We start from the raw sequence: 19,705 nt of genomic DNA, 5'->3' as shown, positions 1-19,705 counted from the left end.
CGGACCCGAGCGCAAGTAGCTACGAAACTCAGATCATACGAGTTTCGTATGATTTCGTGTACGGTCAAGGCATGACAACAGCGCAGAGCTACCGCCGGATGGTCAACGCCGGCAACAAGATCGTCGTGGGGCTGCAGCGGCTCGGCGTCGCCTTCGGGCCGATGCAGCTGCTCACCGTGCCGGGCCGGCGGACCGGTGTCCCGCGCACGTCCCCCGTGGCGGTCCTGCCCCTCGACGGCGCGAGCTACATCTTCCAGGCCTACCCGAAGGCGGCCTGGGTGGCGAACGTCCGGGCGGCGGGCGAGGTCACGCTCACCCGTGGCCGCCGCTCGTCGGCCGCGCGGCTGCTCGAGCTGCCGGTGGAAGAGCGGCGGCCCGTGCTGCGCCGGCTCGTCGAGACGAGCCCGGCGAGTGTGGGCAAGAGATTCGTGACGACCGGCCTGGCGGACGCGCCGACGCCGGACGGTGTGGCGGCCGCGGCGGAGCGGATCGCGGTGTTCCGCGTCGAACGGCTTTGAGCCGGCGGGGCCGGGCACGCGCCCGGCCCCGCTTCGACCGGGAAATCAGGCGTTCAGCTGCTTGCGGTCGCCGCCGCGGGTGTTGTCGATCTCGATGCGGCGCGGCTTCGCCTTCTCCGCGACCGGGATGCGGATGGTCAGCACGCCGGCCTCGTAGCCGGCGGTGATGCGGTCGGTGTCCAGCGTGTCGCCGAGGAACAGCTGGCGGGAGAACACGCCGAGCTGCCGCTCCGAGACGTGCATCCGGACGTTGTCGCCGGTCGGCAGGGGCCGTCGCTCGGCCTTGACCGTGAGGACGTTGCGCTCGACGTCCAGCTCGACGGCGCCGGGGTCGACGCCGGGCAGGTCGAAGCACACCACGAACTCGTCGCCCTCGCGGTAGGCGTCCATCGGCATCGCAGCCGGCTTCGACCACGTGCCGGCGCCGAAGACCTGCTGGGTGAAGCGGTCGAAGTCGCGGAACGGGTCAGTGCGCATCAACATCGGGGTTCCACCTCCTGGACTCGGACAGTTCTGGTGTCAACACGCACCTCTGTTCTAGCATGTCGTCGAAACGATGACAACAGGTGGGTCGTCGAAAGGATGACGCAATGGACGGAACCGACCCCGCCGGGGCGCTGCGCGGGATCCAGGAGGTGGTCGCGGCCACCCGGGCCGGGGCCGCGGACCAGGACCGGGTGCTGGCCGCGTTGTCCGGGCTGCGGCAGCTGCGGGAGGAGCTGGCGGGCTGGGAGCCGGAGCTGATCACCGCGGCCAGGGCCGCGGGCGTCAGCTGGGTGGCGCTCGCGCCCGCGCTCGGCGTCGCCAGCCGCCAGGCCGCGGAACGGCGGTACCTGCGGCTGCAGCCGTCGCACACCGGCGAGAAGACCGGCGAGGCGCGCGTGGACGCCGAACGCGACCGGCGCGCGGGCGACCGGGCCGTCGCCGACTGGGCCCGCCGCAACTCCGCGATCCTGCGCCAGCTGGCCGGCCGGGTCAGCGCCCTCGACGGGCTCGGGCCCGCGGCCCAGGAGAGCGCCGACCGCCTCGGCGCGGCCCTCGGGGACGACGACCCGGCGACGCTCCTCCCGCCGCTGGACGCCGCACGGCCGCACGTGACCGGCGCACTGGCCGAGCAGCTCGGCGAGATCTCGGCGCACACCGACCGGCTGCGCCGCGACGCCGCCGTCCGCCGCGCCCGGAGCTGAGGGTGTTTGCCCGGCCGCGTGCCGGGCACCCGCCGCGGAAGCGACGGAAGGACGGTGCCGCCATGACCGCCGAACCCCCGGACCCGGATCCCCGCCGGACCCCGGACCTGGAACCCGGCGGCGGCGTGCCCCCGGGCAGCACGCCGCCGGACTCCGCGCAGACATCGGGCCTGTCGCACCCGCAGCCGATGCCGTCCAAGGCGATGCCGGTGCTGTGGCTGGTGCTCACCGGCGTGCTCGTGCTGATGGTGGCGGGGTTGGTGCTCTCGCTGGCCGTCGGCTGGTTGCGGGTGTGACGGATCGGGTACCCGCGAAGCATGGACGAGACCCCGGACCGGATCGAAACCCGCGCCGAACTGCTGCCCGAGGAACAGGCTGTGGAGAGCGAGGACCCCGAGGCCCAGGCCCGCGAGGTCCTGCGCGACTCGGACCGCCGCACCGAGCACCCGGAGGCGACGCTGGGGCGCCGCCGTCCGGAGGACACGGTCTAGGCGTTGCCGCGGAACAGCCGGCCGCCTGAGCGACGGCTTTCCGCGACTTCCAGGGAAACTTTTCGGGCTCCCGGACGTAGGTGGCACCACCTACGTCCGGGAGGCTCGGAATCAATGACGACCAAAAGCGACCGTTGGGCCAGGTTCGGCAGGTGGAGCGCGGTGGTCGGAGTCGTCTCGACCGCGGTGGTCGTCGCAGCGAACTTGGACGGGGCGCTCTCCTTTGTCGAACGCTTCACCGGCACGACCGAGATTTCCGGCGCCACACCTCATCCGCCGACGGAACAGCGGACCACGGAAAACATTCTACCGTCGATCTCGTCCACGCCTGCGCCTCGCGAAGAACTCCCCGACACGGTGTCCGCCCCGCCTTCTCGCGAGACGACGAAGCCACCGCCCGCACCGCTAACGGCGGCGGTCAGGCCGACCCGAGCCGGAGCGCTCGTGGTCAACATCAAAATGGGCACGGGGGGCAAGATCGGCCCATCGGAGTACCGCGCAGGCTCCAACCCTGGCGCGAATGTCGACGTGTTCGACGACGTCGGTCAGCTCAGTTCGGGATGCTATCCCTCGTGGACGCTTTTGCGTGCTGGAGCCGAGGTTCACAAGGTACGAAACGGCAGATGCACGTCCGGCGGCATCACGATGTTCAACTTCGGCGACTCCCTCGACACGCCGGGCAGCTACAAGCTCCAGGTGGACATCGTCACCGAAGCAGGACAGAGCGGCAGCGCCTCCGTCGACTTCACCGTGCGGTGATCTCCGAGCTACTGCGAGCCCGCACGGGCGCCGCCGTCCGTGCGGGCTCGGTCTAGGCGTTGCCGCGGAAGTTCTCCTGCGTGGCCGGGTGACCCGGCCGCGCCTTCGCGTCTTCGTCTTCCAGCGGCCCGTCGGGCCCGTCGGGCTCATCGCGGCGAGGCGGCTCTTCGACGGGATTCCCGCTGGAGTCCACTTCGCCGGTTTCGTCGTGCGGCTGCGACATCGTTCCTCCTCGGGTGGCCGGTCCTTCGCGGCTACCCGGCGGACACCGGTGTCAACCGCTCCTCGGCCGGTGTCCCGCCGCGCAGCAGCAGCACCGCGACCAGGCCCAGCGCGGCCACGACGGCGAAGAACCAGAAACCCCACGGATAGGCGATCCCGGCCGTCACCAGCGCCCCGGTGACGAACGGGCCGAGGATCGAACCCAGCCTGCCGACCGCCGACGTCAGCCCGAGCGCGGTGCCGCGGGCCGACGCCGGGAACGCCTGCGCCACATAGCCGTAGATGAGCACCTGCGCGGAGAACACGAACACGCCGGTCAGCAGCACGACCGCGTTGAGCACGAGCGCGTTGCCGATCTTCAGGCTCAGCGCCGCCAGCAGGACCGCCCCGGCACCGAACCAGATCCGCGCGATCGGGCGGATGCCGAACCGGTCGGCGATCGTGCCGGCCAGCACCAGCCCGAGCACCGCGCCGATGTTGAGCACCAGCAGCAGCGTGATCGACGTCGAGATCGGGTAGCCCGCCGTGCGCATCAGCTGCGGCAGCCAGGTGTTGAGCCCGTAGACCAGCAGCAGGCCCATGAACGAACCGGTCCAGACGGCGATGCTGATCCGCCGGAACCGGGTGCCCAGCAGGTCCTTGAGCCCGACGCGCTCGGACGTCTCGCGCGCGGCGAGGTAGGCCGCGGACTCCGGCAGCTTCCACCACATCAGCGGCACGGCCAGCAGGCCGATGACCCCGCCGCCGTAGAACAGCAGATGCCAGTCCTCCTTGGCCGACAGCGCCAGTACCGACGTCAGCACCGCGCCGACGTGGTAGCCGGTCATGGTGAACGTGCTCGCGCTGGCGCGCCGCCGGGCCGGTAGGTTCTCCGACATCACGGTGAGCGCCACCGGCATGCACGCGCCGAGGCCGAGCCCGGCCACGAACCGGAAGACGCCGAACGTGGCGACGTTCGGCGCGAGCGGCGTCAGCAGGGTGAACAGCGAGAACAGCGCGACCGAGCCGATCAGCAGCACGCGGCGGCCGAACCGGTCGGTGAGCGGGCCGAGGCAGGCGGCGCCGACGGCCACGCCGATCAGCGACACCGTGGCGACCGCGGTCGCGCCGGCCGCGGTGAAGCCGAGGTACCCGCTCTTGAGCAGGGTCGGGATGGTGGCGCCGAGCGCGACCAGGTCGTACCCCTCGAGCAGGACGGTCAGCCAGCAGAGGACCGCCGTCCAGGTGCCACGAGACGTCGTTGTCATCGTCGTCCTCCTCAGAACGGGTAGTTCGCGATGTCCGCGCGGACGGTGAGCCACTGCGTCTCGGTGAAGGCCTCGATGTTGGCCTTCGCGCCGCCGAAGCGGGAGCCGTTGCCGGAGTCGCCGACGCCGCCGAAGGGCGCGGTCGGCTCGTCGCCGACGGTCTGCTCGTTGATGTGCACCTTGCCCGAGCGGACCTCGTCGGCCAGCTGCATCGCGGTGCCGACGTCGCCGAGGATGCCGACCGACAGGCCGTACTCGGAGTCGTTGACCAGCCGCGCGGCGTCGTCGAGGTCGCGGTAGGCGCGCACCGGCGCCACCGGGCCGAAGATCTCCTCGCGCCAAGCCGGGCTCGCGTCGTCGAGTCCGAAGAGGACGGTCGGCGGGTAGTACGGCGCGTCCGGCTTGCCGCCGGCGAGCACCCGCGCGCCCGCCGCCACGCTCCGGTCGACGACGTCGGTGACGTGCGCGAGCTGGCGGTCGTCGATGATCGGGCCGAGCGCGACGTCGCCATCGGCCGGGTTCCCGACCGGCAGCCGGCGCGCCTTCTCGGCGAGCGCCTCGACGTACTCGTCCACTTGGGATTCGTGCACCAGGTGGCGGCCGGTGGTCATGCAGATCTGGCCCTGGTGCAGGAACGAGCCGAACGCGCCGGCGGAGGCCGCCTTCGCGACGTCGGCGCCCGGCAGCACGACGAGCGCGTTGTTGCCGCCCAGCTCCAGGTGCACGCGCTTGAGCGAGCGCGCGGCGGCTTCGCCGACCTTCCGCCCGGCCGCGGTCGAGCCGGTGAACGACACCACCGCCACCTCGGGCGCGTCGACCACCGCGGCGCCCACGGCCGCGTCGCCGGGCAGCAGGTGCAGCAGGCCCTCGGGCAGCCCGGCCTCTTCGAAGACGCGCAGGATGCTCACCCCGCCGCACACCGCCGTGCGCAGGTCGGGCTTGAGCAGGACGGCGTTGCCCAGCGCGAGCGCGGGGGCGACCGAGCGGATGGCCAGGATCAGCGGGAAGTTGAACGGCGAGATCACCGAAACCACGCCGGCCGGCCCCCGCCGCGCCAGCGACCAGCGGGGTTCGCCGGTGCTGAGCACTTCGCCGAGCGGGTGGGTGGGCAGGGCCGCGGCCTCGAAGCAGATCCCGGCCGCCATCTCGGTTTCGATGCCGGCCTTGGGCCGCGTCGAACCGGCTTCACGGACGATCCAGTCCTGCACCTCGGCGGCGTGCTTCTCCCACAGCTCGCCGGCGCGGCGCAGCACGGCGGCGCGTTCGGCGGGCTTGCGCCGAGCCCAGTCCCGCTGCGCCTTCGCGGCGGCCGCGGCGGCTTCCCCGACGTCGCCCGGTGTCGCGATGCCCACGCTGCCCAGCACGTTCCCGGTGGCCGGCTCGACGACCGGGTGCGTCCCGCCGCTGCCGTCGCGGAATTCGTTCTCCAGCAAGGTCATGATCACTCCGGTGTGGTCGGTTCGGTGTCGACCTGGATCAGCCGGGGGCCGTCCGGGGTCGCCTTGAGCTGGGCGCGCAAGTCGTCTTCGTCGCGGACGGCGGTGGCTTCGACGCCGTAGCCGGCCGCGATCGCGGTGAAGTCCATGCCGGGGATCTCCGTGCCGGGCACGTCCGGCGTCCCGAGCAGCTCGCCGAACCACTGCAGGGCGCCGTAGACGCCGTTGCGCAGGATCACGAAGGTGACCGGCACGCGGTAGTGCGCGGCGGTCCACAACGCCGTGATGCCGTAGTTGGCCGAGCCGTCGCCGATCACGCCGACGACCGGGCGGTCCGGGCTGCCCATCGCGACGCCGACCGCGGCGGGCAGGCCGAAGCCGAGCCCGCCGGCGGCCGGGAAGAAGTACGAGCCTTCGCGGCGCAGGTCCATCTGGCGCCACCAGGCCGAATTCGTCGACGTCGACTCGACGACGTAGCGCGTGTCGGCGCTCTGGGTGTCGCGCAGGGCGGCGAACACCTGCTCCGGGTGCAGCGCCTTCCCGCCGGTCCTGGCCGCCGGGATTCCGACGTGTTCGCCTGCTGTTCCGCGTGCCGGGATTTTCGTCAGCAGCGCCTCGATCACCGGCGCGGGGTCGGCGACCAGCGCGTCACCCATCGGCGCGCGGGCCGCGGCGCCGAAGTCGTCGGTGACCTGGATGAGCCGGGTGCCCTCGGGCAGGTACGCGCCGGGCACGTGCTGGTGGTAGCGGAAGACCGGCGCGCCGAGCACGAGCACGAGGTCGTGCCCGGTCAGCGCGGCCGACACCGGCGCGATGCCGGCGGGCAGCACGCCCCGGAAGAGCGGGTGCCGGTTGGGGAAGGGCAGCCGGTGCGGCGACGGCGCCACCCACGTCGGCAGCCCGAGGTGCTCGGCCAGGGTGACGGCGCGGTCGAAGAGCCCGGTGGCGTCGATGTCGCCGCCGAGGACCAGCGCCGGGTTCTTCGCCGCGGCCACGCTCGCGACGAGAGCCTCGAGCTGGGCTTCGCCGGGTTCGAGGCCTTTGTGGACCTGCCGGTCGAGCGTGGGGCTCGCCGGGAGCTCGGCGGCCCAGTCGTCGTAGGGCACCGAAAGGTAGGTGGGGCGCCGGTTCAGCTCGGCCTCGAAGACGGCCTGCGCGAGCGACCTCGGGACGTCTTCGGCGCAGCTCGGCTCCCCGGACCAGGCGACCAGCGGCCGCATCAGCTGCGTCGCGTCGACGTTGGCGAGCATCGCCTCCAGCCCGATCGCCGTCCGGACCTGCTGGCCCGCGGTGAGCACCAGGGGAGAGCGCGAGTAGACGGCGTTGGTGAGCGCGCCCATCGCGTTGCCGGAGCCCGCGGCGGCGTGCAGGTTGACCAGCACCGGGCGGCCGGTCACCTGGGCGTAGCCGTCGGCCATCCCGACGACGGCGCCTTCGTGCAGGCCGAGGACGTACCGGAAGTGCTCCGGCAGCCCGGCGAGGAACGGCAGCTCGTTGGAGCCGGGGTTGCCGAAGACGGTCGTCAGGCCTCGGCGGTCCAGGAACTCGTGGGCGAGCCGGCGGGCGGTGGGCATCGGTGCCTCCTCGAAGTCGGACCGACCCTATGGAGCCGCGCGGCTGTGTTCCAATAGATGTTGGCTCGCTGCTTCATCGATGGGATCGATATGCCGGACTTCGACCTGAACCTGGTGCGCACGTTCGTGCTGCTCTACGAGACCCGCAGCGTGACCGCGACGGCGGAGTCCCTGCACGTCACGCAGCCGACGATCAGCTACAGCCTGCAGAAGCTGCGGCGCCGGTTCTCCGACGAGCTGTTCCGCCGCACCGGCGGCGGCCTGGAGCCGACGACGACCGCCCGCGCGCTCTACGAGCCCCTGCACAGCGCGCTGTCGGAGATCGAGACGGCGGTGAGCGGCGCGAAGTCGTTCTCGCCGTCGGCGGCCCGGGCGGAGTTCACGCTGTGCCTGTCGGACCTGGGGGAGATGTCGCTGCTGCCGCGCCTGATGGCGGCGCTGCCGGCGCGGGCGCCGGGGGTGACGCTGACCGTCCGGCCGCTGGACGTCGACCGCGCGGCCGACCAGCTCGGCCGCGGCGAGGTCGACGCGTTCATCGCGTCCCCGCTGATCAGCTCCCAGCGCGTCGCCCGGATCCCGCTGTTCACCGAGGGCTACCTGGGGATGGTGGCTTCGGACCACCCGCGTCTTCCGGAGGCCGTCTCGTTCGAGCAGCTGGCGGCCGAGCGCCACGTGACGGTGTTCGGCCCGACGGGCCACGACGGCCCGCGCCGGGCGCTGGAGGCGTGCGGCCTCCTCGATCGCGTGGTGCTCGAGGTGACCCGCTTCGCGGCGCTGCCGTACCTGGTGCAGGACGGCGAGCTGGTGGCGATGGTGCCGCGCCTGGTGGCCGGGATGTTCGCGGCGCAGCACCGCGTCCGGCTGTTCGAGCTGCCGATGGACGTGGAGCCGGCGCAGGTTTCGGTGTACACGCGCCACACGCACGCGCGCAGCCCCGCGCAACATTGGCTTGTGACATTCATGCGCGAAGTGCTCAGTTGAATTAACACGCATTTTTCCTGATGCCCATTTCCCGCCGAAAGGTCTGGGCCGAACGTGTAGTCCTTGGTGCTGAGCCGATCCCGCCCTGCCTAGGGTCGAACATGATCCTGAAACCCGAGCTAGGGAGGAATCCGGTGAAGCTCGTCCGCCTGGTGAAGAAAGCGCTTCCCAAGAGGAGCTTGAAGGCTTACGCCTGGTACGGCTGGATCTGATCGCGCGGCCGGTCCCGGTCACCGGGACCGGCCCCCGTTCCCCTTTCGAGGAGTGCCGAACGTGGTCATCGCTCCCGCCCGCCGCGAAGTCGTCTTCGCGCCCCGCCTGGCGGAACTGCTGCGCGAGCACCGGGACGGCGGGCTCTTCCGCCTCGAGCCCGACACCGTCGGGATCGCCGACCCGGACCTGATGGACGCCGTGCTGCGCGCCCGCCCGGCGAACGCCGAGGAGCGCCCGACGTTCAAGCCGGTGCTGGGCCGCGCGGTGACCCGCGCCGAATCGGCGAGCCTGATGCAAGCGCTCGGCGCCGACGTCCGGGCCGCGCTGAAGCGACCTGCCGACGTCCCCGACCTCACCGGTGCGTGGCCGGCCGTACCGCACGACTACCTGCGCCGATTCGTCTTCGGGCCCGAGACGCGCCGGTTCCGCGTGCTCGTCGACCGCCGCCTGGAGCTGACGCCGAAGCTGACCTGGTCGGCCGTCGCCGCCGGGGCCGCGCTGGCCCGGCGGCCGGCGCCGGACGCCGAGCTGTCGACGCTCGCCCGGCAGGTCCTTGCCGCCGACACGCTGGCCGAACGGCGTTTCCGGATGTACCTCTACCGCCGGGTCGCCGCGCCGATCTGCTTCACCGTCGCCGCGCTGGTGACCAACGCGGTGTGGCTGGGCGCGCCGTTCGACGACGACGTCCCGAACGAACACGTCCTCGACGAAGCACTGCGGCTGCTGCCGCCGTCGTGGAACATCCTGCGCGTGCGCTCGCCGGAGTTCGCCGAGGTGGACGCCCGCATCACCCCCGGCGACGACGTCCTGCTGCTGCCGCTGCTGAGCCACCGCTCACCGAAGCTGTGGGAAGCGCCGGACGAGTGGCGCCCGCGGCGCTGGGCCGCCCTCGACGCCGACCGCCACCCCGGTTACCTGCCGTTCGGGCACGTCAGCGAGCGCTGCTGGGGCCGGCACCTGGTGCTGCCCCTGGCGAGCCGCCTGCTCGACGTCGTCCGCGCCGAAGGCCTGGTGCCCGACCCGCGGCGCACCCGCGCGCGCGTGGAGCTCGACGGCCTGCTCGAGCTGGCCGACGTGCGGGTGGTCAGCCCGCGTCGCAGCGGGCGCCGTTGAGGGTGAACGCCGTGGGGGCCGGGTTCCCGTGGTCGAAGGCCCCGTTCAGCCCCGTGCTGACGGTCGCGCCCGGTGCGAGGGTGGCGTTGTAGGACTCGGCGGTGACGGTCACCCGGCTGGCGCTCTGGCTGTACTTGCCGTCCCAGCCGTGGGTGACCCGCTGCCCGGCGGTGAACGTCCAGGTCAGCGTCCACGGTTCCAGCGTTTCGCTGCTCTTGTTGGTGATGGCGACGCCCGCGGTGAAGCCGTCGTTCCACTGGTCGGTCACGGAAAAGCGCACGACGCACGACGCGGCTGCGGCCGGCGGGGGCTGGGGTGCGGCCGAGGTCGGCACCGGCGTCGTCGTCGGCGTTGCGGTTTGCCGCAGCACGGTCGGGATCGGCGTCGGACCGGGCCGGCTGAGCGTGGGAGTGGCCGGATGCGGAGTCGTCGCCGGCGCGAGCGGGGCCTGCGGCGTGGCCTGCCGCGGCTGCGCGCTGCCGGACGTCACCGCGATGAGCACGAGGCTGCCGAGCACCACGACGGCGCCGGCGAACGCGGAGATCCACCGGATCCGCCGCCCGGCCCGCTGCTGGACGGCCGCGGCTTCGCGGGCGCGCTGCTCGAGCCGTTCTCGGTAGCCGTCGCCGGTGTCCTCCTCGCGCGACGGTGTGGCCGCGGGCGGCCCGCCGAGCGAGCGCGGCGTCGCCCCCGTCTCCCGGAGCAGCTCGGCGACGGAGATTTCGTCGTCGTCCCGCCGCCGACCCATGGAAAACCTCCCGTTCTGCGGCCCGACCGGCGAATCCTAGGAAGCGGCGGCGACCTTGTAAACCGTGTGCACGCGGCGTGCACCCGCCGTGCACGAGACGCTGATGTCCGGGCGGTTCCCTGGGGCGGTGGCCGGAACCCGCCGGCCCGACCCAGGAGGTTTCCCGATGTCCGACCCGAAGATCATCGCCGTCGTCGGCGCCACCGGCCAGCAGGGCGGCGGCCTGGCCCGCGCGATCCTCGACGATTCGGAGCGGCGGTTCGCGCTGCGGGCGATCACTCGCAACCCGGACTCCCCGGCCGCGCGGGCGCTGGCCGCTCGCGGCGCCGAAGTCGTCGCCGCCGACCTGGACGACGAGTCGAGCCTGACGAAGGCTTTCGAAGGCGCGTACGGCGCCTACCTTGTCACGGCGTTCTGGGAGTACAACTCCGTCGAGCGCGAGCAGCAGCAGGCCCGCGCGATGGCCGCGGCGGCGAAGGCCACCGGACTGCGCCACGTGATCTGGTCGACCCTGCCCGACACCCGCCTGCACCTGCGCGACGACCGCGTCCCGACGCTGCACGAGCGGTACAAGGTCCCGCACTTCGACAGCAAGGCCGAAGCGGAGGCGTTCTTCGTCGAGGCGGGCGTGCCGACGACGTTCCTTTCGACAACGTTCTACTTCGAGGCCTTCCTCGACTTCTTCCGCCCGGTCCGCGACGACGACGGCGTCATCGCGCTGCACCTGCCGATGGCCGACAAGACGCTGCCGGGCATCGCGGCGGAGGACATCGGCCGCACGGCGTTCGGCGTGTTCGCGCAGGGCCCGTCGCTGGCCGGCGAGACGATCAGCATCTCGGGGGAGAACCTGACCGGCGAGCAGTACGCCGCGGCGTTCGCCAAGGAGCTCGACACGGTGGTCGCCTACCGGCCGATGAGCGTCGAGGACCTGCGGGCCGCGGGCTTCCCGGGCGCGGACGACCTGTCGAACATGTTCTTCTACTACGCCGAGCACGAAGACGCGTTCGCCGGCGCGCGCGACCCGGAGGCGGTGCGGAAGCTGAACCCGCGGCTGCAGGACTTCGCGACCTGGCTCGCGTCGCGGCGCGAGGCGTTCGAGGGGCTGTGACGGAATACCGTTCCGCGGCCGCCGGTTGCGCTCTGCGTGACCGATGCGGTGCGGTTCGAAGTCCTCGGCCCGGTCCGGGCGTGGCGCGGCGACGCCGAGCTCGAGCTGGGGCCACCCCGGCAGCGGGCGGCGCTGGCGGTGCTGCTCCTGCAGGAGGGCACACCACTGTCGCCGGCCCAGCTGGTCACGGCGTTGTGGGGCGGGGCGGAGCCACGGGCGGCGGTCGGCATGGTGCGGTCGTACGTGTCCCGCCTGCGCCACGCCGGCGTCCCGATCGAGTCGGTCGGCGGCGGCTACGCGATCCGCGCCGGTTCTCTGGACGTCACGGAGTTCGAGCGCCTTTTGTCTTCACCGCCTTCGTTGCGGGAGGCGCTGGAGTTGTGGCACGGCACGCCGCTGTCCGGGGTGAACGGCGACTACGCGGAGGCGGCCCGCGAGCGCCTGGTCCAGCTGCACTTCAAGGCCCGCGAGGACCTGGCGGCGGCGGACATCGAGGCGGGCCGCCACGTCGACCTGACGGACCTGATCGTCGAACAGCCGTTGCGCGAGCGCCCGCGTGAGCTGCAGATGCTGGCGTTGTACCGCGCGGGCCGCCAGGCGGAGGCGCTGGAGCTGTTCACGGCGACGCAGCGCCTGCTGGAGTCCGAGCTGGGTCTCGACCCGGGCCCGGAGCTGCGCGAGATGCAACGCCGCATCCTGGCGGCGGACCCATCGCTGGCGCCGCCGGTGTCCGCCCCGTCCCAGCTGCCCCCGGACCTCCCGGAGTTCGTCGGCCGCGTGTCATTGACGTCCGCGCTGTCCGAGGCACTGACCAGGCCCACGGCGTCGGTCCCGGTGCTGGGCATCGAGGGCCTGGCGGCGATCGGCAAGACAGCGCTGGCGGTCCACATCGCCCACACGGTCGACTTCCCGGACGGCCGGCTGTTCCTGGACCTGGCGGAGTCACCGGACCCGCTGTCCGAGCTGCTGCACGGAATCGGCGTGCGCGACCTCCCGGCGTCGGCGAGCGAGCGGGCGGCGTTGTGGCGAACCCGCACGTCGGGCCGCAGGGTGCTGGTGGTCCTGGACAACGCCCGCCCGGAGGACGACATCCGAGTGCTGCTGCCGGGCGCGGGAGGTCCGGCGGTGCTGATCACGGCCCGCCGTCGCTTGTACGACGTACCGCACGCCCACTGGACAAAGCTGGGCGGCTTGAGCGTCCAGGAGTCGGTGACCCTGCTGACGCAGGTGGTGGGCCAGGACCGGGTGGCGGCTTTTCCCGGGGAAACGCAGGCGCTGGCTTCGCGGACAGCGGGGCTCCCCCAGGTCATCCGCGCGATCGGCGAGAGGCTGGCATCCCGCCCGGAGTGGACGATGACGGAGGCCCTGAAGAGGGTGGGCCGCCCAGCCCCGGGAGCACCGGCAAGGCCCCCGGAGTGCCAGGCGATAGAGAAGCCGTACGAGTCGGCGGTGGCCGAGCTGACGCCCTGGCAGAGGCACGCGTTCGAGAGGCTGTCGCCGTTCCCCAGGTTCTCGACGGCAACGGCATCGGCGGCGCTGGACCTTCCGGCCCAGGACACGACGATCCTCCTGGAATCCCTGGTGGACGCGCACTTGCTTGAGGCCGCGGGGCCGGAGGCGTACGCCTACCAGGAGCCGGTGCGATTGTTCGCTGAATCGATGCAGCAAGTGCGAAACCGGCCGATCATGCCAGAGGCCGCCGAGGGAGCGATCCGGACCCCCCTGAACGGGGTGCTGGAGGCGCCGTATACTCTTTCTTCAGCAGGTCCGAGTGGCGGAATGGCAGACGCGCTAGCTTGAGGTGCTAGTGCCCTTAACGGGCGTGGGGGTTCAAGTCCCCCCTCGGACACATATTCGTGGGAGATCTCCCAAACCACAGAGTGACTGGCCCGCTACGGCGGGTCTTTGTCGCGTTCAGCGCCCGTCGATCTCGGTTACGCTGATCTTGACCGCGCCCTCCCTTCGCGCAACACGTCGGGGAGGTGTCGCATGACCCGCGTCCCCTCCTTGGCCTTACCCGGCCGGATCGCGACGCCGGATCCGGAACGCGTGGCTTCCTTGCCTGTGCCGATGGGGTTGCCGCCGTTGCGTGATCTCCATGCTGCGGATGGTCCGCGGCTGTCGATTGCGCTGATGGACGGGGGCGGGCGGCTGCAGGACCGCGGCGCCGTCGCAGCCCTCGGCTGGAGTCAGGGTGACCGGCTGTTGATCACTATCGTCCGGACCTCGGTGGTGATCCGCCGGCGTCCGGACGGGGTGTTCGTCATGCCCCGCAAGCCCTACGTCGCCCTTCCAGCTCCGGTGCGCCGCGGCTGCGGAGCCCTCGCGGGCAGCCGCCTGCTGCTGGTCGCCGATCCCGTCCACGACGTGCTCATCGTCCACCCGGAAGCCGCCGTGCAGGCGATGCTGCGCACCTTCCACACCTCCCTTTCTGCCCCCGAGGAGGAGGCCTCATGACCGCCACCACCGAAGACCTCGAAGCGGCGCGGCTACTGCTGTCACGCCTCGGCGTGGACCCCGCCGATCTCATCGGCGACGCACCCACCGGCAACACCGGGGGTGAACGCCCGCCGATGCCGACGCTGGGCGAATGGATCCCGGTCGTCGCGGGCCTCGTGTCGCAGAGCACGGCCAGTTCCTACGGGTCGTACTGGAAGAAGGCCGACGCCCGGTGGGGCGAGCGGCCCATGGACACGATCACGGCCACCGAGATCAAGGCAATGGCCGAGCACGTCCGCAGCACTGCGCGTGTCCGCCGCAACTCCCGCGGCGGGCGCAACGCGGCGGAGAACTTCGTCGCCGCCATGCGCTGCCTCTACAAGCACCTGGTCAACGACGGACGCCTCGACGAGCGCGCCAACCCGGCCATGCGGGTCACCAAGCCACGGCGCAACGCCTCCACCCGCCGGGCCCTCGCGTCCGACCGGGTCAACGAGCTCAACGACATCGTTTCCACCACCGGCGACGACCCGGAGCTGGACGCTTTGGTCTGCCGGCTGCATGAGGAGAGCGCCTGCCGGCGTGGTGGTGCACTCGCGTTGCGTCGCCGCGACCTGGACCAGACTCAATGCACGATCCTGCTGCGGGAGAAGGGTGAAACCGAACGCTGGCAACCGGTCTCGCCGACCCTGATGCGGCACCTCGTCGCCCACTTCGACGAACGCGGCGACGGCGACCCCGAAAGCCAGCTGCTGCGCTACGCCAACGGCAACCCGATCACCAAGCGTCGCTACGACTACATCTTCGGCCGTGTCCAGAAGGAACTGGACTGGGCAAGGTCACTGCAGGTCAGCGCCCACTGGCTGCGCCACACCACGCTGACCTGGGTCGAGCGCAACTTCGGCATCGGCGTCGCTCGCGCCTACGCCGGACACGCCGAGTCCGGCAGCGACCTGACAACCACCACCTACGTCAAGGCCGACATCACCGAGGTCGCCGAAGCGCTGGCCGCGCTCACCGGGGAACCCCACCCCTTGGCCCCGGTTCGCACGCCGCGGACCACGACAGAGTGATCGAAGGCGGGCGCGGTCGTGCAGACCGCGCCCGCCTCACTCGCTGTGAGCGGTCCTGTCCGGGATGTTGACGAGGTTGTCGTGGAAGGCGCTGACCATCGTGTAGAACACGTGCTGCGGATAGACGACCAGCAGGTCGTGCTCCAGCACGGCAGCGAGAAGCACCTGATCCTCAGCCCGGATGCGGCACCGCGCCCGCAGCCGGGCCGGCAAGGTCAAATTCATCCTCGGCGGAACTGACGCACCCGACGGCTTCTCGCTCGGCGCTACCACGAGCAGACCCGAGGACGCCGAGAGCCGCAGCGGCAGGCCCGGAACCCAACTCAACCGCTCCAGCGGGACCCGCGCCGCCACCACGCCGTTCATGCCGACCCGGACCAGGCTGAACGCGACCGACCCACGGTCCACCACCGGGCCCAGATCGGCAACAGGCAAGGGAATCACAGGTTCGGCGCTGCACCTCCGCTCGGGCAAGAGCAGCGACGCGACGATCCTGTTGCCCGTTCCCTCCGATGTCGAGCACGGAACCGCCTTGGCCGCGCGAGCGGCGACAGGCATTGGGTCTTCGCCAGCTCGACGTTCCCGATCGTGTGACATGACTGTCCCAGATGTCGCGTGGGAGGGCGAGGCGAAGCAGCGTCCGACGGTGTCACAGCGCGGAGCTGAACGTGATCGAGTTTAGTCCCTGAATGTTCAATTCTTCGCATTGAGCGCCGGAACGACGCACGCGCGCATCGGCGACCCGACTAAAGCCCTGTAGCCGGAAGATTCGAACCTTCGACACCTGCCTCTGGCGGGTGGTCGGCAGGGGTGACCATGACCTCTAGCAGCATCTTTGTCCTCTTGAATGTCGCGGCTGGGCGCTGGAGCCCCACCGTCCGACACCGTTTCGCCTCACGCCTGATGTCGCGGGAATCCGCTGCGGAGGTCGGGCGTGTCGCGCTCGCTGGTCGGCAAGTCAATGCCGATGCTGCCACGGGAGGTAGACCACCGAGGTCGTGACACCCGGAACCGCCGCTTGCCGGCGGGGCCCCGGGATAGCCCGCGGGCGTTGCTCCGCCTTTGCTGTGAATTTGCAGCTCGCCGCTCGCTGCAAGACCTCACCTGCCGTGCTGGTGCCCCGCCGTTGATGCTCGAAGTGGGCGTTTCGTTTGGGGATGTAGCGAACCCAGGTAGTAGTCGAGGCACCAGTCAACACGGGAGAGCCCGGATGAGTGACGACGGCGTCGAGGCAGCATGCCCGCGAAACTTCAGAGCCGACCGCTGGTGTCGAGCTCAAGAGCGGTAGCTCCTGAGGGTTGTGTCGTTCGGGTGCGCGTGCAGGCCGGCGAGTTAGCATGGTGTGCTCCGCCGAAAGGGGTAACCGAATGGCAGCCGTATGGCGGTCGCCGGATGTTTGGGCGACAGTGGAGACGTTCGACGGCAATGTCGTCCGTCAGCTCCTTGTGCCCGCATCCGCGGGCTTCGTCCTTGCCGTCGGCAATGACCCATCGGCGTTGGTAGCGCGGAACGAGTTTGGAACCTGGCCGGCATCGATAGCCGGGGCAGCCGGTACCACGTCAACCCTGGAGCTGAGGGCCGGTCTGGGAAGCGAACCGGGCGACCCGGTGCTCAAGGGCGACTGGATCGGTTCTCGAAGTCTATGGACCCCGGAGACGGTGCTCGCCACGTATGAGGATGCCCTGAGCTTTCAAGAGAGCACTGGATACCGGAACGGTTTGCGCCGCCCGCAGCTCGGCGCGTTGCACGCGGTGCTGGGATACTGGACGACCGGTCGCGTCGCTCCCGTAACAGTCGTGATGCCGACGGGCACGGGAAAGACCGAGACAATGGTCGCGTTGCTGCTGGCGGCGAAACTGCACCGCCTGCTGGTCGTGGTGCCCTCGGAGGTGCTACGCACCCAGATCTCAGGCACGTTCATCAAGCTCGGCGTGCTGCACAAACTCGGGATCGCGAATCCGGACGCGATGCGCCCGGTGGTCGGTCAGCTCACCAGCGGCCTGAAGTCCGTCGAACAGGCCGAAGCGTTCGCCGAGGCGTGCAACGTCATCGTCGCCACCCCGCAGGCGTTGACTGCCTGCGACCCGGACGCGCGCTCGGCGCTGCGCGCGCTGTGCTCGCACCTATTTGTCGACGAAGCCCATCACGTCGAAGCGCGGACGTGGTCCGACACACGCGAAGCATTCGCTGACCGTCCAGTCGTGCAATTCACCGCGACACCGTTCCGCGAGGACGGCCGGCACGTCGACGGTCAGATCGTCTACGACTTCCCACTGTCAGAAGCGCAGCGCCACGGCTTCTTCGCGTCAATCAACTACACCTCGGTGATCGACTTCGTCAACACCGACCGCGAGCTGGCACGGCAAGCCGTGGACCAGCTGCGCCGGGATCGGGAAGCCGGACTTGATCACCTACTCCTGGTCCGGGCCAAGACCACCAAACGGGTCGACGACCTGCTACCGCTCTACCGCGAACTCGCGCCCGAATTCGAACCGGTGGCCGTGTACTACAGCATGTCGGCGACCGCGAAGAAACGAGCGCTGGCGGCGATCCGCGCCGGAGAGTCACGGATCATCGTGTGCGTCAACATGCTGGGAGAAGGATTCGACCTCCCGGCACTCAAGATCGCCGCCGTGCATGATCCGCAGAAGAGCCTCGGCGTGACCCTGCAGTTCGTGGGTCGGCTAGCCCGGACCTCGTCTGACTCGTCGCTGGGAGACGCATCGGTCTTCGTGGCGCGCACCGAGTACCACGTCGACGACCGGCTGCGCGCACTGTACGCCGAGAACGCCGACTGGAACGACGTTCTCCGTGACCTGTCCGAGGCCGCGCTGGGCGAGCAACGCGCGATCAGTGAATTCGAAGCCGGATTCACCAGCACCCCGGACGAGGTCATGCTCCGGAACCTCGAGCCCAAGATGAGCACAGTCGTCTACCAGACACAGTCAGACGAGTGGACCCCCGAAGCCATGGTCGACTTCTTCGGCGAAGAGGACCTGCTCACCCTGCCGATCGGATTGAACCCGGCCGAGGGTGTCGCGTGGTCCGTCGTCACCAACCGCACCCAAGTTCCCTGGGGTGACCTGAAAACGGTCGAAGAGGTCACCTACGAGCTGTTCGTGCTGTACTTCGACCGTAGACGCAGGCTGCTCTACATCAACAACTCCGCCAACAGCGGCCTGTTCCCCGAACTCGCCGAGCACGTGGCAGGTCCTTCGACCCGGTTTACCGGCTCGAAGGTCTACCGCGTCATGGGCGACATCACCCGGCTTGTCCCCACTACTGTCGGCGTCCTGGATGTGCGCAACCACTTCCGCCGGTTCTCCATGCACGTCGGCGCGGACGTGGCCGAAAGCTTCCCCACCGCCGAGCAGAAGACGAAGACTCAGACCAACATCTCCGGTTCCGGCTACCGCCAGGGTGAGCGCGTCAACATCAGCGCCTCGATCAAAGGCCGCATCTGGAGCCACAGCAAAGCAGCGACCGTCAAACACTGGCGAGACTGGTGCGACGGCATCGGCGACAAGCTGCTCGACGACACCATCAGCATCGACGACGTGATCCGGCACTTCATCGTGCCCGAAGACCTGGAGTCCCGGCCGGAGTCTGTGCTGCTGGCAGTCGAGTGGCCCTGGGAGATCCTCGCGTCCACCAGCGAACAACTCACTCTGACCTACGACAAGCGGGCCTATCCGATGATCGACGTCGAACTGCGGCCCCGCGGTGAGGACGAGACCGGCCCGTTGACGTTCTGGGTCAGCACCGACGCGTGGACCGTCGGCTACGAGGCAGATTTCGCCGAAGGGCGTCTGGTTTACCGCTGCACGGAGCAGGACGAGATCGAGGTGGGCACGCGCCGAGCCGACGCGGTCGGCTTGAGTCAGTGGCTGACCGAGCGGCACGGGTTGACGTTCCTGCTCGACCAGGATCGCGTCATCCACAACGACAAGCTCTACGATCCGAAACAGCGCCTCGAGCCGTTCCCGCGCGACCAGCTGAGGGTGCTGGACTGGTCTCAGGTGGATCTACGCGCGGAATCCCAAGGTTCAACCAAGCGCGCGGACTCGATCCAGGCTTTCACGATCCGGCAACTGACCGCGGATCAGACCTGGGATGTGGTCATCGACGATGACGGCAAGGGCGAGATCGCCGACGTTGTCGCGCTCAAAGCCGATGGTGATGAGTTGCTGATCCACTTCTTCCACTGCAAGTATGCCATCGATGGTGTCTCCGGTGCGCGGGTGTCGGACCTGTACGAGTTGTGCGGGCAGGCGCAGAAGAGCGTCGTCTGGCGCAGTCGGGCCGATATAGTCCCGCTGTTCAAGAACCTTGAGCGGCGAGCGAAGAACAAGTTCAAGCGGACTGATGTCAATCCGTTCGAGGTGGGCAACATTGCTGACCTCTACAGGCTGAGGGAACTGGCGCGAGTGCTCAAGCCGCGCCTGGAGATGACGATCATCCAGCCGGGCCTGTCCGCAGCGAAAGCCAGCGACGCCCAGCTGGACCTGCTGGCCGCGACCGAGACCTACGTGCGTACCACCGCCAACGCTCCCTTGTATGTGTGGTGCAACGACTAACCGGGCGAGAACCGCCCTC

The 19,705-nt window shown here is 70.2% G+C and carries 20 protein-coding genes and 1 tRNA gene; 14 read left to right on the top strand and 7 right to left on the bottom strand.

Features of this window, described 5'->3' with window-relative positions; genetic code table 11:
• Positions 1–71: 71 nt before the first annotated feature.
• Positions 72–518 carry a nitroreductase family deazaflavin-dependent oxidoreductase gene (locus ABZX11_RS19145; protein ID WP_354914531.1) on the top strand — a complete coding sequence of 149 codons (447 nt, stop codon included), beginning with the start codon at positions 72–74 and terminating at the stop codon, positions 516–518.
• A 45-nt stretch (positions 519–563) separates the two neighbouring features.
• Here ABZX11_RS19145 and ABZX11_RS19140 read toward each other — a convergent pair whose 3' ends face one another.
• A complete protein-coding gene (locus ABZX11_RS19140; protein WP_176171118.1) occupies positions 564–1,001 on the bottom strand; it encodes an Hsp20/alpha crystallin family protein in 438 nt (145 codons plus the stop codon).
• Positions 1,002–1,108: 107 nt separating this feature from the next.
• On the opposite strand from ABZX11_RS19140, the gene ABZX11_RS19135 reads away from it, so the two are divergent.
• The 4 genes from ABZX11_RS19135 to ABZX11_RS19120 all read left to right on the top strand — a co-directional run bounded on the left by ABZX11_RS19135 (position 1,109) and on the right by ABZX11_RS19120 (position 2,955).
• Complete coding sequence (locus ABZX11_RS19135; protein WP_354914529.1) at positions 1,109–1,705, top strand: HSP18 transcriptional regulator; 597 nt, start codon at positions 1,109–1,111, stop codon at positions 1,703–1,705.
• 62 nt (positions 1,706–1,767) lie between these two features.
• A complete protein-coding gene (locus ABZX11_RS19130; protein WP_176171116.1) occupies positions 1,768–2,001 on the top strand; it encodes a DUF6480 family protein in 234 nt (77 codons plus the stop codon).
• A 21-nt stretch (positions 2,002–2,022) separates the two neighbouring features.
• Positions 2,023–2,196 carry a hypothetical protein gene (locus ABZX11_RS19125; protein ID WP_176171115.1) on the top strand — a complete coding sequence of 58 codons (174 nt, stop codon included), beginning with the start codon at positions 2,023–2,025 and terminating at the stop codon, positions 2,194–2,196.
• 162 nt (positions 2,197–2,358) lie between these two features.
• The gene (locus ABZX11_RS19120; protein ID WP_354914526.1) at positions 2,359–2,955 is read left to right on the top strand and encodes a hypothetical protein; all 597 of its coding nucleotides are present in this window, start codon (positions 2,359–2,361) and stop codon (positions 2,953–2,955) included.
• Between the two features lie 52 nt (positions 2,956–3,007).
• Here ABZX11_RS19120 and ABZX11_RS19115 read toward each other — a convergent pair whose 3' ends face one another.
• Genes ABZX11_RS19115 through mdlC form a run of 4 tightly spaced genes read right to left on the bottom strand, consistent with a single transcriptional unit; the run spans position 3,008 to position 7,434 of the window.
• Positions 3,008–3,178 carry a hypothetical protein gene (locus tag ABZX11_RS19115; protein ID WP_176171114.1) on the bottom strand — a complete coding sequence of 57 codons (171 nt, stop codon included), beginning with the start codon at positions 3,176–3,178 and terminating at the stop codon, positions 3,008–3,010.
• A gap of 31 nt (positions 3,179–3,209) precedes the next feature.
• On the bottom strand, positions 3,210–4,424 hold the full coding sequence (locus ABZX11_RS19110) for an aromatic acid/H+ symport family MFS transporter (protein ID WP_354914524.1): 1,215 nt from the start codon (positions 4,422–4,424) through the stop codon (positions 3,210–3,212).
• Positions 4,425–4,435: 11 nt separating this feature from the next.
• Positions 4,436–5,863: a benzaldehyde dehydrogenase gene (locus ABZX11_RS19105; RefSeq protein ID WP_354914522.1), complete on the bottom strand. Its 1,428-nt coding sequence runs from the start codon at positions 5,861–5,863 to the stop codon at positions 4,436–4,438.
• Positions 5,864–5,865: 2 nt separating this feature from the next.
• A complete protein-coding gene (gene mdlC, locus ABZX11_RS19100) occupies positions 5,866–7,434 on the bottom strand; it encodes a benzoylformate decarboxylase (protein ID WP_354914520.1) in 1,569 nt (522 codons plus the stop codon).
• A 90-nt stretch (positions 7,435–7,524) separates the two neighbouring features.
• Between mdlC and ABZX11_RS19095 the strand changes: the two genes are divergently transcribed.
• From ABZX11_RS19095 to ABZX11_RS19085, 3 genes are all read left to right on the top strand, one after another.
• On the top strand, positions 7,525–8,415 hold the full coding sequence (locus ABZX11_RS19095) for a LysR family transcriptional regulator (RefSeq protein WP_354914518.1): 891 nt from the start codon (positions 7,525–7,527) through the stop codon (positions 8,413–8,415).
• A 20-nt stretch (positions 8,416–8,435) separates the two neighbouring features.
• Positions 8,436–8,627 carry a tryptorubin family RiPP precursor gene (locus ABZX11_RS19090; RefSeq protein ID WP_354914516.1) on the top strand — a complete coding sequence of 64 codons (192 nt, stop codon included), beginning with the start codon at positions 8,436–8,438 and terminating at the stop codon, positions 8,625–8,627.
• A 61-nt stretch (positions 8,628–8,688) separates the two neighbouring features.
• Positions 8,689–9,741: a cytochrome P450 gene (locus ABZX11_RS19085; protein ID WP_354914514.1), complete on the top strand. Its 1,053-nt coding sequence runs from the start codon at positions 8,689–8,691 to the stop codon at positions 9,739–9,741.
• Here ABZX11_RS19085 and ABZX11_RS19080 read toward each other — a convergent pair.
• On the bottom strand, positions 9,713–10,489 hold the full coding sequence (locus ABZX11_RS19080) for a cellulose-binding domain-containing protein (RefSeq protein WP_354914512.1): 777 nt from the start codon (positions 10,487–10,489) through the stop codon (positions 9,713–9,715). The two genes, ABZX11_RS19085 and ABZX11_RS19080, sit on opposite strands and share 29 nt — an antisense overlap.
• 166 nt (positions 10,490–10,655) lie before the next feature.
• Here ABZX11_RS19080 and ABZX11_RS19075 point away from each other — a divergent pair, with 166 nt between their 5' ends.
• The 5 genes from ABZX11_RS19075 (at position 10,656) to ABZX11_RS19055 (ending at position 15,109) form a co-directional block, all read left to right on the top strand.
• Positions 10,656–11,597, top strand: a complete 942-nt coding sequence (locus tag ABZX11_RS19075; protein WP_354914511.1) for an NmrA/HSCARG family protein — start codon at positions 10,656–10,658, stop codon at positions 11,595–11,597.
• A 36-nt stretch (positions 11,598–11,633) separates the two neighbouring features.
• The gene (locus ABZX11_RS19070; RefSeq protein ID WP_354914509.1) at positions 11,634–13,397 is read left to right on the top strand and encodes an AfsR/SARP family transcriptional regulator; all 1,764 of its coding nucleotides are present in this window, start codon (positions 11,634–11,636) and stop codon (positions 13,395–13,397) included.
• Positions 13,363–13,446, top strand: a tRNA-Leu gene (locus ABZX11_RS19065). Before ABZX11_RS19070 ends, ABZX11_RS19065 begins: the two co-directional genes overlap by 35 nt.
• A gap of 140 nt (positions 13,447–13,586) precedes the next feature.
• Entirely contained in the window at positions 13,587–14,054 is a 468-nt protein-coding gene (locus ABZX11_RS19060; RefSeq protein ID WP_354914507.1) for a hypothetical protein, read from the top strand.
• Positions 14,051–15,109, top strand: coding sequence for a site-specific integrase (locus ABZX11_RS19055; RefSeq protein ID WP_354914505.1), 1,059 nt, complete (start codon positions 14,051–14,053; stop codon positions 15,107–15,109). Before ABZX11_RS19060 ends, ABZX11_RS19055 begins: the two co-directional genes overlap by 4 nt.
• Before the next feature lie 36 nt (positions 15,110–15,145).
• On the opposite strand, the gene ABZX11_RS19050 is transcribed toward ABZX11_RS19055, so the two are convergent.
• Positions 15,146–15,667: a hypothetical protein gene (locus tag ABZX11_RS19050; protein WP_354914503.1), complete on the bottom strand. Its 522-nt coding sequence runs from the start codon at positions 15,665–15,667 to the stop codon at positions 15,146–15,148.
• Between the two features lie 848 nt (positions 15,668–16,515).
• Between ABZX11_RS19050 and ABZX11_RS19045 the strand changes: the two genes are divergently transcribed.
• On the top strand, positions 16,516–19,686 hold the full coding sequence (locus ABZX11_RS19045; protein ID WP_354914501.1) for a DEAD/DEAH box helicase family protein: 3,171 nt from the start codon (positions 16,516–16,518) through the stop codon (positions 19,684–19,686).
• Positions 19,687–19,705: the final 19 nt, after the last annotated feature.

The organism is Amycolatopsis sp. NPDC004169 (genome assembly GCF_040610315.1).
Lineage (GTDB): Bacteria > Actinomycetota > Actinomycetes > Mycobacteriales > Pseudonocardiaceae > Amycolatopsis.
Note: the sequence above shows the minus strand (reverse complement) of the source record. Positions and strands in the feature narration are given on the sequence as shown.

Excerpts from the sequence above, each read along its gene's own strand:
- ABZX11_RS19145 (WP_354914531.1), top strand. The coding sequence starts at position 72 with ATGACAACAGCGCAGAGCTACCGCCGGATGGTCAACGCCGGCAACAAG.
- ABZX11_RS19140 (WP_176171118.1), bottom strand. The coding sequence starts at position 1,001 with ATGTTGATGCGCACTGACCCGTTCCGCGACTTCGACCGCTTCACCCAG.
- ABZX11_RS19135 (WP_354914529.1), top strand. The coding sequence starts at position 1,109 with ATGGACGGAACCGACCCCGCCGGGGCGCTGCGCGGGATCCAGGAGGTG.
- ABZX11_RS19130 (WP_176171116.1), top strand. The coding sequence starts at position 1,768 with ATGACCGCCGAACCCCCGGACCCGGATCCCCGCCGGACCCCGGACCTG.
- ABZX11_RS19125 (WP_176171115.1), top strand. The coding sequence starts at position 2,023 with ATGGACGAGACCCCGGACCGGATCGAAACCCGCGCCGAACTGCTGCCC.
- ABZX11_RS19115 (WP_176171114.1), bottom strand. The coding sequence starts at position 3,178 with ATGTCGCAGCCGCACGACGAAACCGGCGAAGTGGACTCCAGCGGGAAT.
- ABZX11_RS19110 (WP_354914524.1), bottom strand. The coding sequence starts at position 4,424 with ATGACAACGACGTCTCGTGGCACCTGGACGGCGGTCCTCTGCTGGCTG.
- ABZX11_RS19105 (WP_354914522.1), bottom strand. The coding sequence starts at position 5,863 with ATGACCTTGCTGGAGAACGAATTCCGCGACGGCAGCGGCGGGACGCAC.
- mdlC (WP_354914520.1), bottom strand. The coding sequence starts at position 7,434 with ATGCCCACCGCCCGCCGGCTCGCCCACGAGTTCCTGGACCGCCGAGGC.
- ABZX11_RS19095 (WP_354914518.1), top strand. The coding sequence starts at position 7,525 with ATGCCGGACTTCGACCTGAACCTGGTGCGCACGTTCGTGCTGCTCTAC.
- ABZX11_RS19090 (WP_354914516.1), top strand. The coding sequence starts at position 8,436 with ATGCCCATTTCCCGCCGAAAGGTCTGGGCCGAACGTGTAGTCCTTGGT.
- ABZX11_RS19080 (WP_354914512.1), bottom strand. The coding sequence starts at position 10,489 with ATGGGTCGGCGGCGGGACGACGACGAAATCTCCGTCGCCGAGCTGCTC.
- ABZX11_RS19075 (WP_354914511.1), top strand. The coding sequence starts at position 10,656 with ATGTCCGACCCGAAGATCATCGCCGTCGTCGGCGCCACCGGCCAGCAG.
- ABZX11_RS19060 (WP_354914507.1), top strand. The coding sequence starts at position 13,587 with ATGACCCGCGTCCCCTCCTTGGCCTTACCCGGCCGGATCGCGACGCCG.
- ABZX11_RS19055 (WP_354914505.1), top strand. The coding sequence starts at position 14,051 with ATGACCGCCACCACCGAAGACCTCGAAGCGGCGCGGCTACTGCTGTCA.
- ABZX11_RS19050 (WP_354914503.1), bottom strand. The coding sequence starts at position 15,667 with ATGCCTGTCGCCGCTCGCGCGGCCAAGGCGGTTCCGTGCTCGACATCG.